14 protein-coding genes and 1 pseudogene are annotated in these 15,856 nt (G+C 71.5%); 7 read left to right on the forward strand and 8 right to left on the reverse strand.

The window, feature by feature from the left end; all coding sequences use genetic code 11:
* Window positions 1–244: 244 nt before the first annotated feature.
* Window positions 245–2,023: a maltose alpha-D-glucosyltransferase gene (gene treS / locus KDL01_RS29750; RefSeq protein ID WP_212531968.1), complete on the forward strand. Its 1,779-nt coding sequence runs from the start codon at window positions 245–247 to the stop codon at window positions 2,021–2,023.
* 79 nt (window positions 2,024–2,102) lie between these two features.
* Here treS and KDL01_RS29755 read toward each other — a convergent pair whose 3' ends face one another.
* The 3 genes from KDL01_RS29755 to KDL01_RS29765 form a co-directional block, all read right to left on the reverse strand.
* Entirely contained in the window at window positions 2,103–2,993 is an 891-nt protein-coding gene (locus KDL01_RS29755) for a carbohydrate ABC transporter permease (protein ID WP_212531969.1), read from the reverse strand.
* Between the two features lie 7 nt (window positions 2,994–3,000).
* On the reverse strand, window positions 3,001–3,957 hold the full coding sequence (locus KDL01_RS29760; protein WP_212531970.1) for a carbohydrate ABC transporter permease: 957 nt from the start codon (window positions 3,955–3,957) through the stop codon (window positions 3,001–3,003).
* A gap of 244 nt (window positions 3,958–4,201) precedes the next feature.
* Window positions 4,202–5,494, reverse strand: a complete 1,293-nt coding sequence (locus tag KDL01_RS29765) for an extracellular solute-binding protein (protein WP_212531971.1) — start codon at window positions 5,492–5,494, stop codon at window positions 4,202–4,204.
* Between the two features lie 588 nt (window positions 5,495–6,082).
* On the opposite strand from KDL01_RS29765, the gene KDL01_RS29770 reads away from it, so the two are divergent.
* The 5 genes from KDL01_RS29770 (at window position 6,083) to KDL01_RS29790 (ending at window position 11,073) form a co-directional block, all read left to right on the forward strand.
* The gene (locus tag KDL01_RS29770; protein ID WP_212531972.1) at window positions 6,083–8,323 is read left to right on the forward strand and encodes an ArnT family glycosyltransferase; all 2,241 of its coding nucleotides are present in this window, start codon (window positions 6,083–6,085) and stop codon (window positions 8,321–8,323) included.
* Between the two features lie 138 nt (window positions 8,324–8,461).
* Entirely contained in the window at window positions 8,462–8,677 is a 216-nt protein-coding gene (locus KDL01_RS29775) for a DUF5302 domain-containing protein (protein ID WP_212531973.1), read from the forward strand.
* A 73-nt stretch (window positions 8,678–8,750) separates the two neighbouring features.
* A complete protein-coding gene (locus tag KDL01_RS45525) occupies window positions 8,751–9,338 on the forward strand; it encodes a YdeI/OmpD-associated family protein (protein ID WP_368861676.1) in 588 nt (195 codons plus the stop codon).
* 42 nt (window positions 9,339–9,380) lie between these two features.
* Window positions 9,381–10,262 carry a class I SAM-dependent methyltransferase gene (locus KDL01_RS29785; RefSeq protein WP_212531975.1) on the forward strand — a complete coding sequence of 294 codons (882 nt, stop codon included), beginning with the start codon at window positions 9,381–9,383 and terminating at the stop codon, window positions 10,260–10,262.
* Window positions 10,263–10,299: 37 nt separating this feature from the next.
* On the forward strand, window positions 10,300–11,073 hold the full coding sequence (locus tag KDL01_RS29790) for a VOC family protein (protein WP_212531976.1): 774 nt from the start codon (window positions 10,300–10,302) through the stop codon (window positions 11,071–11,073).
* Window positions 11,074–11,138: 65 nt separating this feature from the next.
* Here the strand turns inward: KDL01_RS29790 and KDL01_RS29795 are convergent, their stop codons facing one another.
* Together KDL01_RS29795 and KDL01_RS29800 are read right to left on the reverse strand one after the other, a co-directional pair.
* Window positions 11,139–11,441 (reverse strand): hypothetical protein, encoded by a 303-nt coding sequence (locus KDL01_RS29795; RefSeq protein ID WP_212531977.1) that lies wholly within the window; start codon window positions 11,439–11,441, stop codon window positions 11,139–11,141.
* Window positions 11,442–11,515: 74 nt separating this feature from the next.
* Entirely contained in the window at window positions 11,516–12,646 is a 1,131-nt protein-coding gene (locus tag KDL01_RS29800; protein ID WP_212531978.1) for an LLM class flavin-dependent oxidoreductase, read from the reverse strand.
* 348 nt (window positions 12,647–12,994) lie between these two features.
* On the opposite strand from KDL01_RS29800, the gene KDL01_RS29805 reads away from it, so the two are divergent.
* Window positions 12,995–13,999, forward strand: a complete 1,005-nt coding sequence (locus KDL01_RS29805; RefSeq protein ID WP_212531979.1) for a hypothetical protein — start codon at window positions 12,995–12,997, stop codon at window positions 13,997–13,999.
* Window positions 14,000–14,086: 87 nt separating this feature from the next.
* On the opposite strand, the gene KDL01_RS29810 is transcribed toward KDL01_RS29805, so the two are convergent.
* The 3 genes and pseudogenes from KDL01_RS29810 to KDL01_RS29820 all read right to left on the reverse strand — a co-directional run.
* A complete protein-coding gene (locus tag KDL01_RS29810; protein WP_307846678.1) occupies window positions 14,087–14,647 on the reverse strand; it encodes a MerR family transcriptional regulator in 561 nt (186 codons plus the stop codon).
* A gap of 187 nt (window positions 14,648–14,834) precedes the next feature.
* Window positions 14,835–15,299, reverse strand: a complete 465-nt coding sequence (locus tag KDL01_RS29815; protein WP_212531981.1) for a bifunctional nuclease family protein — start codon at window positions 15,297–15,299, stop codon at window positions 14,835–14,837.
* Window positions 15,300–15,309: 10 nt separating this feature from the next.
* A pseudogene (locus KDL01_RS29820) lies at window positions 15,310–15,856 on the reverse strand (hypothetical protein); the annotation flags it as partial.

The following is a 15,856-nucleotide window of genomic DNA, read 5'->3' on the forward strand; positions in this document are numbered from 1 at the left end:
CGGTGTCGACAGGGGTGCGGACGGGGCTAAGAACAGTGGTGTGAACGGCGCGGCGGGATTCGACTCACCACGCCCCTGGTACCCACGTGGTCTGAGCCACTCGGCTGGACACGCTCCGCTGCGGTCGCGGGTACGCGCGGTGACGCCTACCGTGTACATCACTATATGAGTCCTCCACCGTGCGCGCCGGGGGACGCGCTTGACCAGTCCGTGCTTGACCGAGCGAAACTGAGAGAGCCCTGCGATGTCCGACATCACCACCTCGCACGCCCAGGAAGCGCCGCCCACCGAGCCGGTCGCGGACTCCCCGCTCGATGTGCCCAAGAGTGAACGCGATCCGTACTGGTTCAAGCGGGCCGTGTTCTACGAGGTGTTCGTACGCTCCTTCCAGGACGACAACGAGGACGGGGTCGGCGACTTCAAGGGCCTGACGACGCGGCTGGACTACCTGCACTGGCTCGGGATCGACTGCATCTGGCTGCCGCCGTTCTTCAAGTCGCCGCTGCGCGACGGCGGGTACGACGTGCTCGACTACACCGGGATCCTGGCGGAGTTCGGGGACCTCGGAGACTTCGTGAAGTTCGTGGAGGCGGCGCACGAGCGCGGCATCCGGGTGATCATCGACGTGGTGATGAACCATACGAGTGATCAGCACCCGTGGTTCCAGTCCTCGCGCAACGATCCGCAGGGGCCTTACGGCGACTTCTACGTCTGGGCGGACGACGACGCCGGGATGCCGGAGGCGCGGATCATCTTCTCCGACACGGAGATCTCGAACTGGAGTTTCGACCAGGTCCGCAAGCAGTATTACTGGCACCGGTTCTTCTCGCACCAGCCGGACCTGAACTACTACAACCCCAAGGTCCGCAAGAAGATGATGGCGGCGCTGCGGTTCTGGCTGGACCTCGGCATCGACGGGTTCCGGCTGGACGCGGTGCCGTACCTCTACCACGAGGAGGGCACGAACGGGGAGAACCTGCCGCAGTCGCACGCGTTCCTCAAGGAGGTGCGCGCGATGGTGGACCAGTTCTACCCGGACCGGGTGCTGCTGGCCGAGGCGAACCAGTGGCCGGCCGACGCGGTGGACTACTTCGGCGACCCGGCCACCGGCGGCGACGAGTGCCACATGGCCTTCCACTTCCCGGTCATGCCGCGCATCTTCATGGCGGTGCGCAAGGGCACGGCGGCGCCGATCTCGGAGATCCTGGCGCAGACGCCGTCGATTCCGGAGCACGCCCAGTGGGGCATCTTCCTGCGCAACCACGACGAGCTGACCCTGGAGATGGTCACCGACGAGGAGCGCGACTACATGTACGCGGAGTACGCCAAGGATCCGCGGATGAAGGCGAACGTGGGCATCCGGCGCCGGCTCGCGCCGCTGCTCGACAACGACCGGCGGCAGATGGAGCTCTTCAGCGCGCTGCTGTTCTCGCTGCCCGGATCGCCGGTGCTCTACTACGGCGACGAGATCGGGATGGGCGACAACATCTGGCTCGGCGACCGCGACGGAGTGCGCACCCCGATGCAGTGGACCCCGGACCGCAACACCGGCTTCTCCCGGTGTGATCCGGGCCGGCTGTACCTGCCGGTGATCATGGACCCGGTCTACGGCTACCAGCGCACCAACGTGGAGTCGCAGACGAAGGACACCTCCTCCCTCCTGCATTGGACCAAACGGATGATCGAGGTGCGCCGGGAGAACCCGGCGTTCGGGCTCGGCAGCTACGTGGAGGTCGAGTCGACGAACCCGGCGGTGCTCGCGTTCGTGCGGGAGCTGCCGGCGGACAGGGCGCCGGACGGCAAGGACTCGGTCGTGCTGTGCGCGATGAACCTCTCCCGGCTGCCGCAGCCGACGGAGCTCGACCTGACCAGGTTCCGGGCGTCCGAGCCGGTGGAGATGCTCGGCGGCGTGCCGTTCCGCAAGATCGGGGACGCGCCGTATCCGCTCACGATGTCGGGTCACGGGTTCTTCTGGTTCCGGTTGGACGAGCGGGACGAGGAGGTGCTCGCGGCCGGGTTCTGACACGTACGGTGCGGCCGCCGCGCTCGGGCCCGTCCCCCTCGGCCCGGCGCGACGGCCGCACGACTGTGGGGCCGCACGTCTACTTGGTGGATCCGGAGGTGAAGCCGGAGACGATGCGGCGCTGGGCGGCCAGCACCAGCAGCGCGATCGGGATGGTGACCACCACCACGGCCGCGTCGATCATGTTGGGGAACACCTGGAACTGGCTGTGTCCCAGGTTGCTGATGGCCAGCGGGGCGGTGTAGTGGCTGGGGGTCTGGGTGAAGCTGAGCGCGAAGGTGAAGTCGTTCCAGGCCAGGATGAACGAGAGGATCGCGGCGGTGAGCACGCCCGGCATCGCCACCGGGACCACGACCCGGAACAGCGCGCGCAGCCGGGTCAGCCCGTCGACCACGGCCGCCTCCTCGATCTCCACCGGGATCTGGGAGAAGAAGTTGGCCAGGAACCAGATCGCGATCGGCAGGGTGTAGACCAGGTAGCTGGCGATCAGGGTCCAGTAGCTGTCGATCAGGTGGGCGTGGCTGAAGGTGAGGAACAGCGGGCCCACCATCGCCATGATCGGGAAGAACCCGGCGACCAGGATGAAGCCGAGCAGCACCGGCTTGCCGCGCAGCCGGGTGCGCGCCAGGGCGTAGCCGGCGGCCGAGCCGACCACGACGGTGATCACGGTGGTGCTCAGAGCCACGATGGCGCTGTTCAGCACGTTGCGCCAATAGTCGTACTGCGCGAAGTCGTTGCGGTAGGCCGAAAGGCTGAACGAGGTCGGCAGCAGGCTGTGCGTGCCCGCGTTGAGGTCGGCGGTGGTCTTGAAGGAGGTGATCACCATCCAGTAGAACGGGAAGAGCGAGACCAGCACGAACACGGCCAGCAGCACGGTGCGGCCGGCCGCGGCGAGGGTGGGCAGGCGCCGGCGCGGGGGCGCGGCGAACTCGGTCGGGCGCCCGTCCCGGGTGATCGTCAGGGTACTCACGGCGCGGTCAGCCCCTCTCTCTGAAGACGCGGGTGTAGACGGCCGCGATGAGCAGGCACAGCACGATCAGCACCAGCGAGATCGCGCCGCCGTAGCCGTAGTCGTAGTCCACGTGGAAGGCGTTGAAGTCCAGGTAGGCCAGCGTCTCGGTGGAGGTGCCCGGGCCGCCGTTGGACATGATGTAGACGACGTCGAAGACCAGGAACGCCGAGAGGGTCCGGAAGATCAGCGCGACCATCAGGGCGGGCTTGAGCAGCGGCAGGGTGAGCCGGCGGAACTGGCGCCAGGCCGAGGCCCCGTCGATCTTGGCCGCCTCGTAGATCTCGGCCGGGATCACCTGCAGGCCGCCGATCAGGATGATGGCCACGAACGGGGTGTTCTTCCAAGCGTCGGCCACGAACAGGGCCACCCAAGAGGTGTCGGTGTTGGCGAGCCAGGTGGTGCCGGATCCGGGCAGGTGCAGCAGGTGCAGCGCGTAGTCCACGAAGCCCTGGCGCGGGTCGAACATCTCCTTCCACGCCTCCGCGGACACCACGGTCGGCACCGCCCACGGGATGAACACGGCCGCGCGCACCAGGCTGCGGCCGCGGAAGGGCTTGTTCAGGGCCAGGGCGAGCACGAGCGCGATGCCCACCTCGACGGTGACCGAGACGAGGGTGAACACGACGGTGTGCAGCAGGGCGGGCTCGAAGGTGCTCCCGACGGCGAACATGCGGCGGAAGTTGGCCAGGCCCGCGGCCTTGCCGTTGATGAACGGGATGTCCGGGACGACGTAGTGGAAGGCGTTCCAGACGTTGTAGCCGAGCGGGTACGCGGTGATGGCCAGCAGCAGCGCGATCGCCGGGGCGATGAGCAGCAGGCCGAGTCTGCGGTCCTGGGTCAGCAGGGTGCCGCGGCGCGATCGCGGTCGGGGGGAGTCGGCGGAGCGGCCCGGCACGTCCGGGGCCTGGTCGATGGCAGCCATGTCGTGAGGTGGGTCCTCGCCTCTGGGGAAGGGCGGACCCGCCGTCCGGGCGCGGATCCGGCGGATCGGGTGGGATCCGGTGCGGTTCCGGCGCCGGACGGACGGCGGGCGGATACGGATGGACGGACGGGCGCCGCGGGAGCGCCCGGGTGCTCGAGCACTGAATCACTCGAGTTCTCGGCGGGCCCGGCACTCAGGTGATCGAGTGCTGAGACTCCGGCGAATCCGGGCGCACGGCGCGTGGTCAGCTCGACGCGGAGTAGCCCGGGATCTGCTGGATCTGCGCCTGCGCGGAGGACAGGGCGGCGCTGGGCGCGGCCTGTCCGGCGAGCACGGTGGAGATCATGGTCTGGAGCACCTCGGAGATCTGCTGGTAGACCGGGGAGCTCGGACGCGCGGTGCTGGCGGCGAACACGGCCTGCTCGGCCTGGTAGTAGGGCGCCGCGGCGTACAGGGCCGGGGTGTAGGCGCTCTTGACCGACGGCGGGTCGCCGGCCGACTCGGCCCGGGAGACCTCCACCGAGGCGCTGGTGAGGTACTTGATGAACTCGAGGTCGGCGGCGGTGTGGGCGCTCTTGGCCGCGACCATCAGGTTGTGCCCGCCCAGGGCGGTGGCGGCGCTGCCGGTCGCGCTCGGGAACGGGATCCAGGCGGTGTCGCTCTTGAGCGCGGCGATCTTCTCCGAGCTGGCGTACTCGTACGGCCAGTTCAGGGCGAAGGCGGTCTGGCCCGACTCCCAGGCGCTCTGCACGTCGGACTCCTGCCAGGCGGTGGCGGCCTGCGGGGTGATGCCGTCCTTGTGGATGGTTTCGTACATGAACTGCAGCGCCTGCTGGTTGGCCGCGGTGTTCAGGTTCGCCAGGTCGAGCTTGCCGCCGAAGCCGCCGAGGAAGTCGACCAGGGCGCACACCGAGCCCTCGTACTTCGCGCCCTCCCAGGCGAAGCCCTCCTTGAGGCTCTTGTCCGAGGCGAGCGCCGCCTTGGCGTCGGCGACGAGCGCGTCCGGGGTGGCCGGGGCGGTCTTGACCAGGTCGGTGCGGTAGTAGACGCCCTCGGCGTTGATGATCCACGGCACCGCGTAGAGCTTGCCGGTGTACTGGGCCGAGGCGAGTTGGCCGGGGAAGTACGCGCTGGTGTCGAAGCCGGCGCCGGACAGGTCCTGGACGTAGCCGGCCGCGGCGAACTGCGGGGTCCAGGTCACGTCGGCGTCGACGACGTCGAGGCCGGTGCCGGCCTGGAAGCGCTGCTGCAGCTGGGTGAGCTGGTCGCTGGCCGAGGAGGCCAGGTTGAAGACCTGAACCTTGATGTTCGGATACTGTTTCTCGAACCCGGCGATGGCGGCCGTGGTGGCCTGGCCCTCGCCGCCGAGCCCGTCGGTGGCGAACACGATGGTCTGCTGCGCGTTCGCCGAGGTCTGCGGGGTGGGCGCGCTCGAGGAGCTGCAGGCGGCCGCGGCGCCGAGCAGGGCGGCGAGGGCGGCGCTCGTCAGGGTACGGCGAGCCGGATGCCCGGATCGCAGCGTACTGAAGAAGGTCATTCGGGGGTCACACCTCATGTCGGTGGTGCCCGCCGCGTCGCCGCGCGGATGCCGCGGTGGGCATCCGTCTCGACACGGCGAGATCGGATGCGAAGGTCATTCGTCAGATCTCTGATGTACCCGTGTACCGCGCGGGTGCGCGTCGCCGGGGCCGCCGCCCGCCCGGGGCGGCACCGGGCCCGACCTGGATCGTCGGGCCGCGCAAGGGAATACTGGGAAATGTAGTACCGCCGAAATAGTCCCGTCAACAGCGTTGCCGGATCGTGACTCGGCATTCAATACATTGGTTTCGAATGAATACGAGGGCTTATCCGAGAGTATCTCGGCGGCATTCCGTGGAATTCGCAGGAATGAAGGTGCGAGCGTACGGACCGGCGGCCTGCGCGGCGCGCGCACGCCGGTGGGACCCGCCGCCGCGCCGGTGCGCCCCGCCGCCGGGGCCGACCCGCTGCCAACCCGCTGCCAACCCGCTCCCGAGAACTTATTTCAGGCCGGTGACCTGCGGCTCAGCACCGGTCGCCGGAACATCGAGAGCCGATTCACGGACCGTTCATGGGAGTCTTAACCGGGCGGGGCACGCTCGGGAGCATGGCGATTACGGTAACGAACCCCGCGCCGGCCGTGGCACGTCCCGGCCGACGCCTCGACGCCGCCCGAGCCTGGTTGCGGCACACCGACCAACCCGGGTGGGCGCGCCCCGGCCTGCTCGCGGTGGCCCTGCTGGCCGCCGTCGTGTTCGGCTGGGGTGCGTTCCACACCGCCTCCAACGACTTCTACGCGGCCGACGCCCGCAGCATGTCGATGAGCTGGAAGAACTTCGTCTACGGCTCGTTCGACCCGGCCGGCAGCGTGACCATCGACAAGCTGTGGGGCTTCCTGTGGCCCCAGGCCCTGAGCGTGAAGATCTTCGGCTATCACGCCTGGTCGCTGGCGCTGCCCGAGGCGATCGAGGGCGTGGTCACCGTGCTCGTGCTCTTCCGGCTCACCCGCCGGTGGACCGGGCGCGCGGACGCCGCGCTGCTCGCGGCCGGGATCTTCACCCTGACCCCGATCGTGGCGAGCACCTTCGGCCACTCCGGGCTCGAGGACAACGCCCTGACGATGCTGCTGGTGCTGGCCTCCGACGCGTTCGTACGCGCGATCGACACCGGTCGGCTGCGCACCCTGCTGCTGTCCGGATTCTGGGTGGGCATGGCCTTCCAGACCAAGATGGTGCAGGCCTGGACCGTGGTCCCGGTGTTCGGACTGGTGTACCTGTGCTGCGGAAAGCACGGTCTGGTCAAGCGGATCAGGCATGTGCTGGCCGCGGGCGCGGTGACGGCGGCGAGCTCGCTGTGGCTGATGGTGCTCGTGCAGCTGACCCCGGCCGGGGACCGGCCGTTCGTGGACGGCTCCTACGGTTCGAACAACATCTTCACGATGGTCTTCTCCTACAACTTCACCAGCCGGTTCGGGTCCCTCGGCAGCTCTGGCAGCACGAGCAGCGGCGGGGGCGGCTTCGGCGGCGGCGGAACGGACTACGGCAAGCTCTTCGGCGCCGACTTCGGCTCGCAGATCGGCTGGCTCTACCCGCTCGCGCTGATCGCGCTGGCGGTCGGGCTGCTCGCCCGCCGCGGCACCGGACGCACCGACACGCAGCGGGCCGGATACCTGATGTGGGCCGGGACGCTGCTGGTAACCGGGCTGGCCTTCAGCGCGGGCACGGTGCCGCACTCGCAGTACATGGCAGTGCTCGCGCCCGGACTCGCGGCGCTCTCGGCGGCCGGGATCGTCCGGCTGCACCGCGCCTTCGTGGACGGCGAGGCGACCGGGTGGCTGCTGCTCGTGGCGATCGGCGCGACAGTGGCCTGGGCCACGCACCTGTCCTACGAGAACACCACGCTGCTGAGCTGGCTGCCGCCGCTGGTGATCGCGCTCGGCCTGGTCTCGATCGGACTGCTCGCGGCGTACCGGGTGCGGCGGGTGGGCGCGCTGGCCGCGGCCGGCACGGTGGTCGGCGTCGCGGCGATGCTGGCCACGCCCGCGGCCTGGGCCCTTTCCACCTTCTCCACCCAGTACGACGGCACCTCGATCAACGCCGCGGCCGGGCCCTACAGCGGGCAGTTCGGCACGAGCGCCACGACCGGCGGGGGCGGCGGCTTCGGCGGCGGGACGACCGGCGGCGGCCCGGGCGGCGCAGGCGGGTTCCCCGGCACCGGCAACAGCCGCACCGGTAGCGGAAGCGCCACGGACAGTGACGGCACGGGCGGGTTCCCGGGCGGCGCGGGCGGGTTCCCCGGCGGGAGCTCGAGCAGCGGCACCGGCGAGACGGGCAGCGGCAGCACCGGCAACGGCTTCCCCGGCGGCGGATCCGCACCCAGCGCGCCCACCACGGGCGGCACGGGCGGCACGGCCCTGGGCGGCGGGGGCGGAGCCGGCGGCAGTTCCAGCCTCAGCTCGACCCAGCAGTCGCTGCTGAGCTACCTGCGCGAGCATCAGGGCTCTGCCAAGTACCTGATGGCCGTGATGAGCTCCGGGGACGCGGAGGACTACATCGCCGACGCGGGCGCCTCCGTGCTGCCGGTCGGCGGGTTCAGCGGTGACAACGGATACCCGAGCCTGACCGCGTTCAAGGCGCTGATCGCGTCCGGCGAGCTGAAGTACGTGCTGATCAGCTCCACCGGGAGCGCCGGCGGCCGAGGCCAGGGCATGGGCGGGACCAGCGGTACGGACAGCACGAGCGAGATCTCGAGCTGGGTCACCTCGAACTGCAAGGCGGTCTCCTCGAGCGCCTACGGCTCCAGTTCGACCGGTTCGGTGGGCACGCTCTACGCCTGCACCTCGAGCTGACCGGCTGATCCACGGGCTGGTCAGGCGGCCGGAAAACCGGCTCCCCGGCCACGGCTTCGCCCCGGGGCGCGACCGACCAAGGCCGCGTCGCGGGGCAAAGCCGTGGCCGCGGGCTGCGCGGTGTGCCAGGCTTGGGCCATGAGCGATACCGAACACGAGCAGTCGGCCGAGGCCGCCGGCACCGGAACCGAGTCGGCCGAGGACGACGTCAAGCGGAAGTTCCGCGAGGCGCTGGAGCGCAAGCAGGCCCACCACTCCGAGCGCAACGAGCAGGGCGCGGGCGGCGGCGGCAAGGCGCACAACGCGCACGGCCCGGTCGCCGGCAAGCGCCAGTTCCGCCGGAAGGCCGGCTGATCAGGTGAGCGCCCCGGAGCGGGGCGCCGCGCGAGCGGATCCGCCGGAAGCCGAGGAGTACCAGGGCACACCGGTGATCCGCTTCGCGCGGATCACCGACTTCGAGGCCTGGCTCGAGGCGCACGGCGCGTCCTCGGCCGGCCTGTGGGTCAAGCTGGCGAAGAAGGGCTCGGATACCCCGGGCATCGACTACGCCGCGGCCCTGGAGGCGGCGCTCTGCTTCGGTTGGATCGACAGCCAGAAGCGCCCGTACGACGAGGGCTGGTGGCTGCAGCGCTTCACCCCGCGCACCCCGCGCGGGAAGTGGTCCCGGATCAACCGGGACAAGGCGCTCGCGCTGATCGAGGCCGGGCGGATGCGCCCGGCCGGAGCGCGCGAGATCGACCGGGCCAAGGCCGACGGGCGCTGGGACGCGGCGTACGAGGGCCAGCGGGCCGTCGAGGTGCCGGAGGATCTGCGGGCCGCCCTCGACGCGGATCCGCGCGCGGCCGCGTTCTTCGCGACGCTCGACCGCGCCAACCGCTACGCCGTGCTCTACCGCGTGAACGAGGCCAAGCGGGCCGAGACGCGGGCACGGCGGATCGAGAAGTTCGTGGCCATGCTGCACGCGCACGAGACGCTGCACCCGCAGCGTGCGGCGGGCAAGAAGGACCCGGGGTAAATCGCTGGCATCCCCTCGCCGCGGCGGGAAGGATCCCACTCCATGGAGACCACCCAGACCACGCAACCCGCGCAGAGCACGGATGCCGAGACGTCCGCTGCCGCCGGATTCTCCCTGCACGCGCGGATCGAGGAGTTCTACACCGCCAGGTACGACGAGGTGGACCGGCTCAGCCGGGACGCGGTCGGCCGGCTCGAGGGCGAGCGCACCCGGGAGATCCTCACCCGCTTCCTGCCGGCGGCGCCCGCCCGCGTCCTGGACGTCGGCGGCGGGCCCGGCGTCTACGCGGCCTGGCTGGCCGGCCTGGGCTACCGGGTCACCGTGGTCGAACCGGTGGCCCGGCATCGGGAGCAGGCTGCGGCGCACGGCACCTTCGCCGTCGAGGACGGGGACGCGCGCGCCCTGGCCCAGGCCGACGCGTCCGCCGACGCCGTGCTGCTGCTCGGCCCGCTCTACCACCTCGTCGACCCGGCCGACCGGGCCAGGGCGCTGGCCGAGGCGCGCCGGGTGGTGCGCCCGGGCGGGCTGATCGCGGCGGCGTTCATCACCAGGCCGGCGCCGCTGGTGGACCTGTGCGCGCAGCTGCGGGTCAACGACGACGACGTCTACGAGCGGCTGCGGCGGTTGGAGGAGACCGGGGTGAACGACGAGGAGACCGGCTTCACCGTCGCGCACTTCCACCGCGAGGCGGAGATCCTGGCCGACTTCGCGGCGGCCGGACTGCCGCGGCCGCGGCTGCTCGGGATCGAGGGGCCGCTGCTGCCGCTGCTCGCCAGCCGGCTGGTCGAGGACCGGCCGGAGTACGTCGAGGCGGCGCTGCGCGCGGCCCGGCTGGCCGAGGAGCATCCGGAACTGCTGAGTATCTCCGGGCACGTACTCGCCGTCGCACAGACCGTGCCGCACGGCGCGCCGGACGGCCGGTGAGCTGGACCGGGGTGCGGGCCGGTGGGAGTCTGACGTCATGAGCCTTCGTATCAGGCACATCACGTTCGACTGCGCCGACCCGTACACCCTGGCCGGGTTCTGGAGCCGGCTGCTCGGCTACCACGAGGACCCGGCGGACCCGAATCGGCCGGGTGCCGAGGAGGCCCTGATCCTCGACGCCCAGGGCGACGCGGGGCTGCTGTTCATCCGGGTGCCCGAGGGCAAGGCGGCGAAGAACCGGCTGCACTTCGACGTGCGGCCGGACGGATTCGACAGCACCACCCGCGACCAGGCCCTCGAGCACGTGCGCGAACTCGGCGCGAGCGTGGTGGACGACCGGCGCGAGCCCGACGGCACCGGCTGGGTCGTGCTGGCCGATCCGGAGGGCAACGAGTTCTGCCTGGAGCGCGCGCGGACCGAGCGCTACGAGTCGCCGGAGACCGAGGCGGAGGACTACCTGCGCGCGGAGCTCGACCTGGCGTACGACCGGCAGCTGCGGCTGCTCGCGCATGTGCGGCGGCGGCTCGCGGACATCGGCGCGCAGCGCAAGCGGCTGGACCTCGAGTCCTCGGTCGCCACGGCGCAGGACCCGGCGGACCCGGGGACCGAGGCACTGCGCGCGCGGGTACGCGAACGCACCAGGGCCGAGCAGCGCACGCAGGCGCTCGCGCACGAGCTGCAGGCCGAGATCAGCTCGTTCCGGGCGGAGATCGAGCGCCACCGGGCCGACCCGGAGGCGCGCCAGGCGCAGACCTCGATCAATCAACTCAATGCCCTGCTGGACACGCTGCCCGGAGTGGGATCGGAGTAGCGGGCCGGACACGGCGGTCACGACGCCGACGCGGCGGAGCGCATCAGGGCACCGCGAGCCGAGCCTCAGGGCATCGTCTCGATGGTGGCCGCGCGGGCGCAGGCCCGCAGCGCCGCGTCCGCGTTGTGCCGGCCGAACTCGTGCTCGGTCAGCCACGGCTCGTGGCTCAGCCGCAAAGTGGCTTCCATGCGGCGATCCCACGCCTCGTCATACGCGGCACGCGAGCCCTCGTCGGTACGTCGCTGCAGGTCGTGGCACTGCGCGTCCGCCTCGTCCCAGCGCTGGCGGAGCCGGATCAGGCCCACCGGGATCTCCCAGCGCCGACCCGCGTACTCGAACGGAACGCAGGCATCGTCGGGAGACGTCATACAGGGGAGAGTATCCCCAGGGCGATGCGCGCCGCCTGACATGGTGTCGGCGGCGCGCCGGGCGGAGCGGAGCGCTACGCCGCCATGCCGCGCGGGGCCGGGCCCGCCGTGGTGCCGCCTGAGGCCTTGCGCGCAGCCCGGGCGGCCTCGCGCTTGGCGGCCTCCTCGCGCACGATCGGGATCACGTGCCGGCCGAACTCGGTCGCGTCCTCGAGCAGGTCGTAGCCGCGGGCCGAGAAGATCTCCACGCCCAGGTCGTAGTAGTCCAGCAGCGCCTGGGCCACCGTCTCCGGCGTGCCGACCAGCGCGTTGGAGTTGTCCGCGCCCTTGGTGGCGAGCGCGGCCGGGGTCCACAGGGCGCGGTCGAAGCGCTCGCTGTGGCCGGCGATGGCGATCAGCCGGCGGGTGCCGGTGCTCTGCGCGGGGACCACCGAGAGCCTGCGGTTGGACTTGATCGCGGCCAGGATCCGGTGCGCCTTCTCCCAGGCCAGCTCCTCGGTGGCGCCGAGGATCGGGCGGAAGGCCACCTGGATCCGCGGCGGCTGGGCCCGGCCGGCCGCGGCGCTGGCCGCGCGCACCGCCTCGATCTGCTCGGCGGTGCGGTCCAGCGGCTCGCCCCACAGGCAGTACACGTCCGCCTCGGCCGCGCCCACCGCGTACGCCTCGGGCACGCAGCCGCCGACCGAGACCAGCGGACGCCGGTCCCCGGCCGGGAAGACGTCGCTGACGAAGGAGTCGAAGTCGAAGTACCAGCCGTGGTGGCTGAACGGCTCGCGCTCGGTCCAGGCGCGCTTGACGATGCCGATGTACTCGCCGGTGCGGCTGTAGCGCTCGGCCATGCTCAGGAAGTCGCCCTCCCTGGCCTGCTCGGTGTCGTCGCCGCCGGTGATGAAGTGCACGCACAGTCGGCCGTCGCTGATCCGGTCCAGCGTGGCGAAGGTCTTCGCGGCGTAGGTCGGATAGGAGACGTTGGGCCGGTGCGCGAGGAGCAGTTGGAGCTTCTCGGTGTGCGCCGCGACGTAGGCGGTGGCGGGCGCCGGGTCGGGGCTGCCGGAGCCGTAGGCGAACAACACCCGGTCCCAGCCCCACTCTTCGTGGGCGCGGGCGAGGCGCACGGTGTAGTCGGGGTCGAAACTCGGTCCGCTGCGAGGATGTGTTTCAGAACCGTCATTCGTCGCGGCGTAGCCGAGGAACTCGATGGGCATGGCGAATCCGTCTCTGTGCGGCTGGGGGAGAATAAAACCGCAAGGGGAGCTGTACCGCCATTGTGGCACGCTTCGGCTGGTCTTCCGCCTCGGCGGGGCACGCTCCCGACTCAGCCGTGACAGGAAGCAGACCAGACTCGACCGAAGTCGATGTATCCCCGTATGGTCAAGCGGATCCACTGCACAGGACATTTCTATCAGTTTTCCCTGAGTCAGTCAATGTATTCCTGCGCAATACCCGGAGCTCACGAAATCCATACCGCGATTTGAACGGGGGTTTACCTTTGAATTCGGCCCCTGTTTCCGCACCAGGGGCCCCACCCGACTCCACGGGTTAGGCTTTCGGCCATGAGCGAGTCCGAGACCTTCACCCGGCTGCCCCTGATCGGCACGAGCGGCGATCTGCGCGCGGACGCGCAGGAGTGGCTCGGCTCGCGGCCGCTGGCGGCACTGGTGGAGCTGTTCGGCGGGGACCCGGGCGACTACGCCGACCGGCGGGTACCGCTCCCGGACCGCCTGGCCAAGCTGGACCTGTTCACCGAGCAGTGGGATACCCGGCAGGGTCGCGAACGCAACCTCGCCGCCGAGCTGGATCTGACGCCGGCTCAGAGCGGGCTGGTGATCGACGCGGCCAACGCGCTGGGGCTGCGCGGGCAGGCGCCGCGCCACCGCCACTACGACCACATGCTGATGCTCGGCGGCCTGGTGCGCGCCTGCGTGGCCCGCCCGTCGTACGCGGCGCAGCTGATCCGCAGCGGGGAGATCACGGCCGGGGAGGTCACCACGCTCGGCGCGCACCGCCCGTTCGTCGGCAACGAGTTCGAGCAGGCGGAGCAGCTGGGCTGGGGGGACCTGCGGGAGGAGTACGAGGCCTTGGACGCGGGCACCCGGCGGGCGTTCGAGCTCGGCGAGCCCGAGCGCGAGGAGGGCGAGCAGCACCCGGACGTGGGCGGCACCTGGGGCGTGAAGCACTACCGCGGCGCCGAGGGCCTGCCGGTGCGCGTGGTGGCCGCGCCGTCCTCGGAGCCGGACAGGCGCCGGGCGGACACGGCCGACTCGTACACCTTCTTCGCGCGGCACGTCGCCGCGCTACGGCCGGGCGAACGGCTGCTGCTCATCAGCACAGCGATCTACGTACTTCCGCAGCACCTCGCGGCGGTGCGGATCCTGGCGCTGCCGTTCGGGGTGGAGGTGGACACGATCGGCGCCCTGCCGACGAACCGGCCCAGGCTGCCGCTGTCGAACTACTCGGCCACCAAGTACCTGCTCGAGGTGCGCAGCACGGTCAGGGCTCTGAGCCGGCTGGCACCCGCGCTCGAGGACGGCGCGCAGGGCTCGCACACGGCCGTCTGACACCCGCACGGCCGCACCGGGCCGCCCGGGGATCACCCGCGGGCCGCGGACGCCCTCAGCGCCCCCAGCCCGCCTCGGCTCGCCTGTTCAGCCGGCCCGGAAGCGGCGCCGCGCGGCGAGTTCGTCCACCACACCGGGCGGGAGCACCGCGCGCGGGGGTCCGGCCTCGCCGGCCGGCTCCTCCCCCGGCAGCCGCCGCAGCACGTCCTCGACCTCGGCGCACACGGCGCCCACCGAGATGCCGAACACGCCCTGGCCGCCCTGGAGCAGCTCCATCACCTCGCTCGGCGAGGTGCACTCGAAGATGCCCGCGCCGTCGCTCAGCAGCGTGATCCCGGCCAGCTCCGCGGCGGCGCGGGTGCCGAGGTGGGCCACCGCGGCGCGGATGTTGTGCAGCGAGACCCCGACGTCCAGCAGGCGTTTGACGATCTTGAGGATCACCACGTCGCGGAAGCTGTAGAGCCCGCCGGCCCCCGGTCCGGCGCCGCTGCGCAGGCTGGGGCCGGCCAGATCGGTCCTGGCCCAGTAGTCGAGCTGCCGGTAGGTGATCCCGGCCGCAGCGCAGGCCACCGTGCCGCGATACCCGAAGGTGCCGGGCGCACCCGACGGCGTCTCGCCCCCCGCGGCCGACTCGTCTCGCGCGCCCACTGCCACCTCCGCTCCCGCTTCCCGCCGCGCGTGCGCCCCGGGCGCACACGTCACGACGCCTCGTTAAGCCGCGCCCCGAGCGGGGCCCGACTTCGGTCCTGTCCGCTCCGCACCTGCGCCAATCCCCCGGCGCCCGCCGAACCGTCCGAACCGGTGACACGCCGGCCGCCACGTGGCGGCCGTACGGTCACGACTCGAAGTCCTCCGGCGAGACCTGGTCAAGGAACTCGCGGAACCGCTCCACCTCGTCCTCCTGGTCGTCCGGAAGCAGGATGCCCGCCTCCGCGAGCACCGGCTCGGCCGCGTAGATCTTGGCGCCGCAGCGCAGGGCCAGCGCGATGCCGTCCGAGGACCGCGAGGAGACCGTCACCCCGCCGTCGAACAGAAGCTCCGCGAAGAAGGTCCCGCCGCGCAGAGCCGTGATGTGCACCGCGGTCAGCCGTCGGCCGAGCGCGCGCAGCGTGTCCCGGAACAGGTCATGGGTGAGCGGGCGCGGCGCCGCGGTGCCCTCCAGCGCAGCAGCGATCGCCTGCGCCTCGGACTGTCCGACCCAGATCGGCAGGTAGCGCTCCCCCGCGCTCTCCCGCAGCAACACGATCGGCAGATTAGAGGGCAGTTCGACGCGCACTCCAACGACATCGAGCTCGTTCACGGTTACCAGCCTAGTCGTCCAACAGCGCGGCGCGAAGCAGGGCCGCCTCCAGCCGTACCAACGCCGCGGCCGCGGGCGCCGGCGAAACACGGGTCGTACCGCCGCCCGCCGCCCTGATCAGCGCGGCCGCCCGACCCGCGGCCACCGCGACCTGCCGCAGGTGGCGCGGCTCGATGCCGTGGTCGAGCAGGTCGGCGGCGGCCCGGGCGACCAGCAGGTCGGCGCCGGTGGCCGGCTCGGCTCCGCTGATCAGGCCGTATCCGGCCAGTTCGGCCACCCGGTGTGGTTCGAGGCCGGCCGCGCGGGCCAGACCCTGGGGGCCGAGGGTCATCTCGCCGAGTTCGGGGGTGAAGTATTCGGGTTCGGGCCACCTGGGGGAACGGCGGCGGCCGGACGGGGTGTCGGCGGGCGCCGCGGCGGGCTCGGCCGGCGAGCGCGCGGGTGCCGGGGATGGACCGATTCTCCGGGACGCGCCGGAATTGTCCGCACACGGCGCGGTCTCGGGCGCGCTGCGCGGTTCGGCCGTGGACGGCGCGGCGGGGACGAGGGGCCGGGAC

Source organism: Actinospica durhamensis (genome assembly GCF_018139695.1).
GTDB classification, from domain to species: Bacteria; Actinomycetota; Actinomycetes; order Streptomycetales; family Catenulisporaceae; genus Actinospica; species Actinospica durhamensis.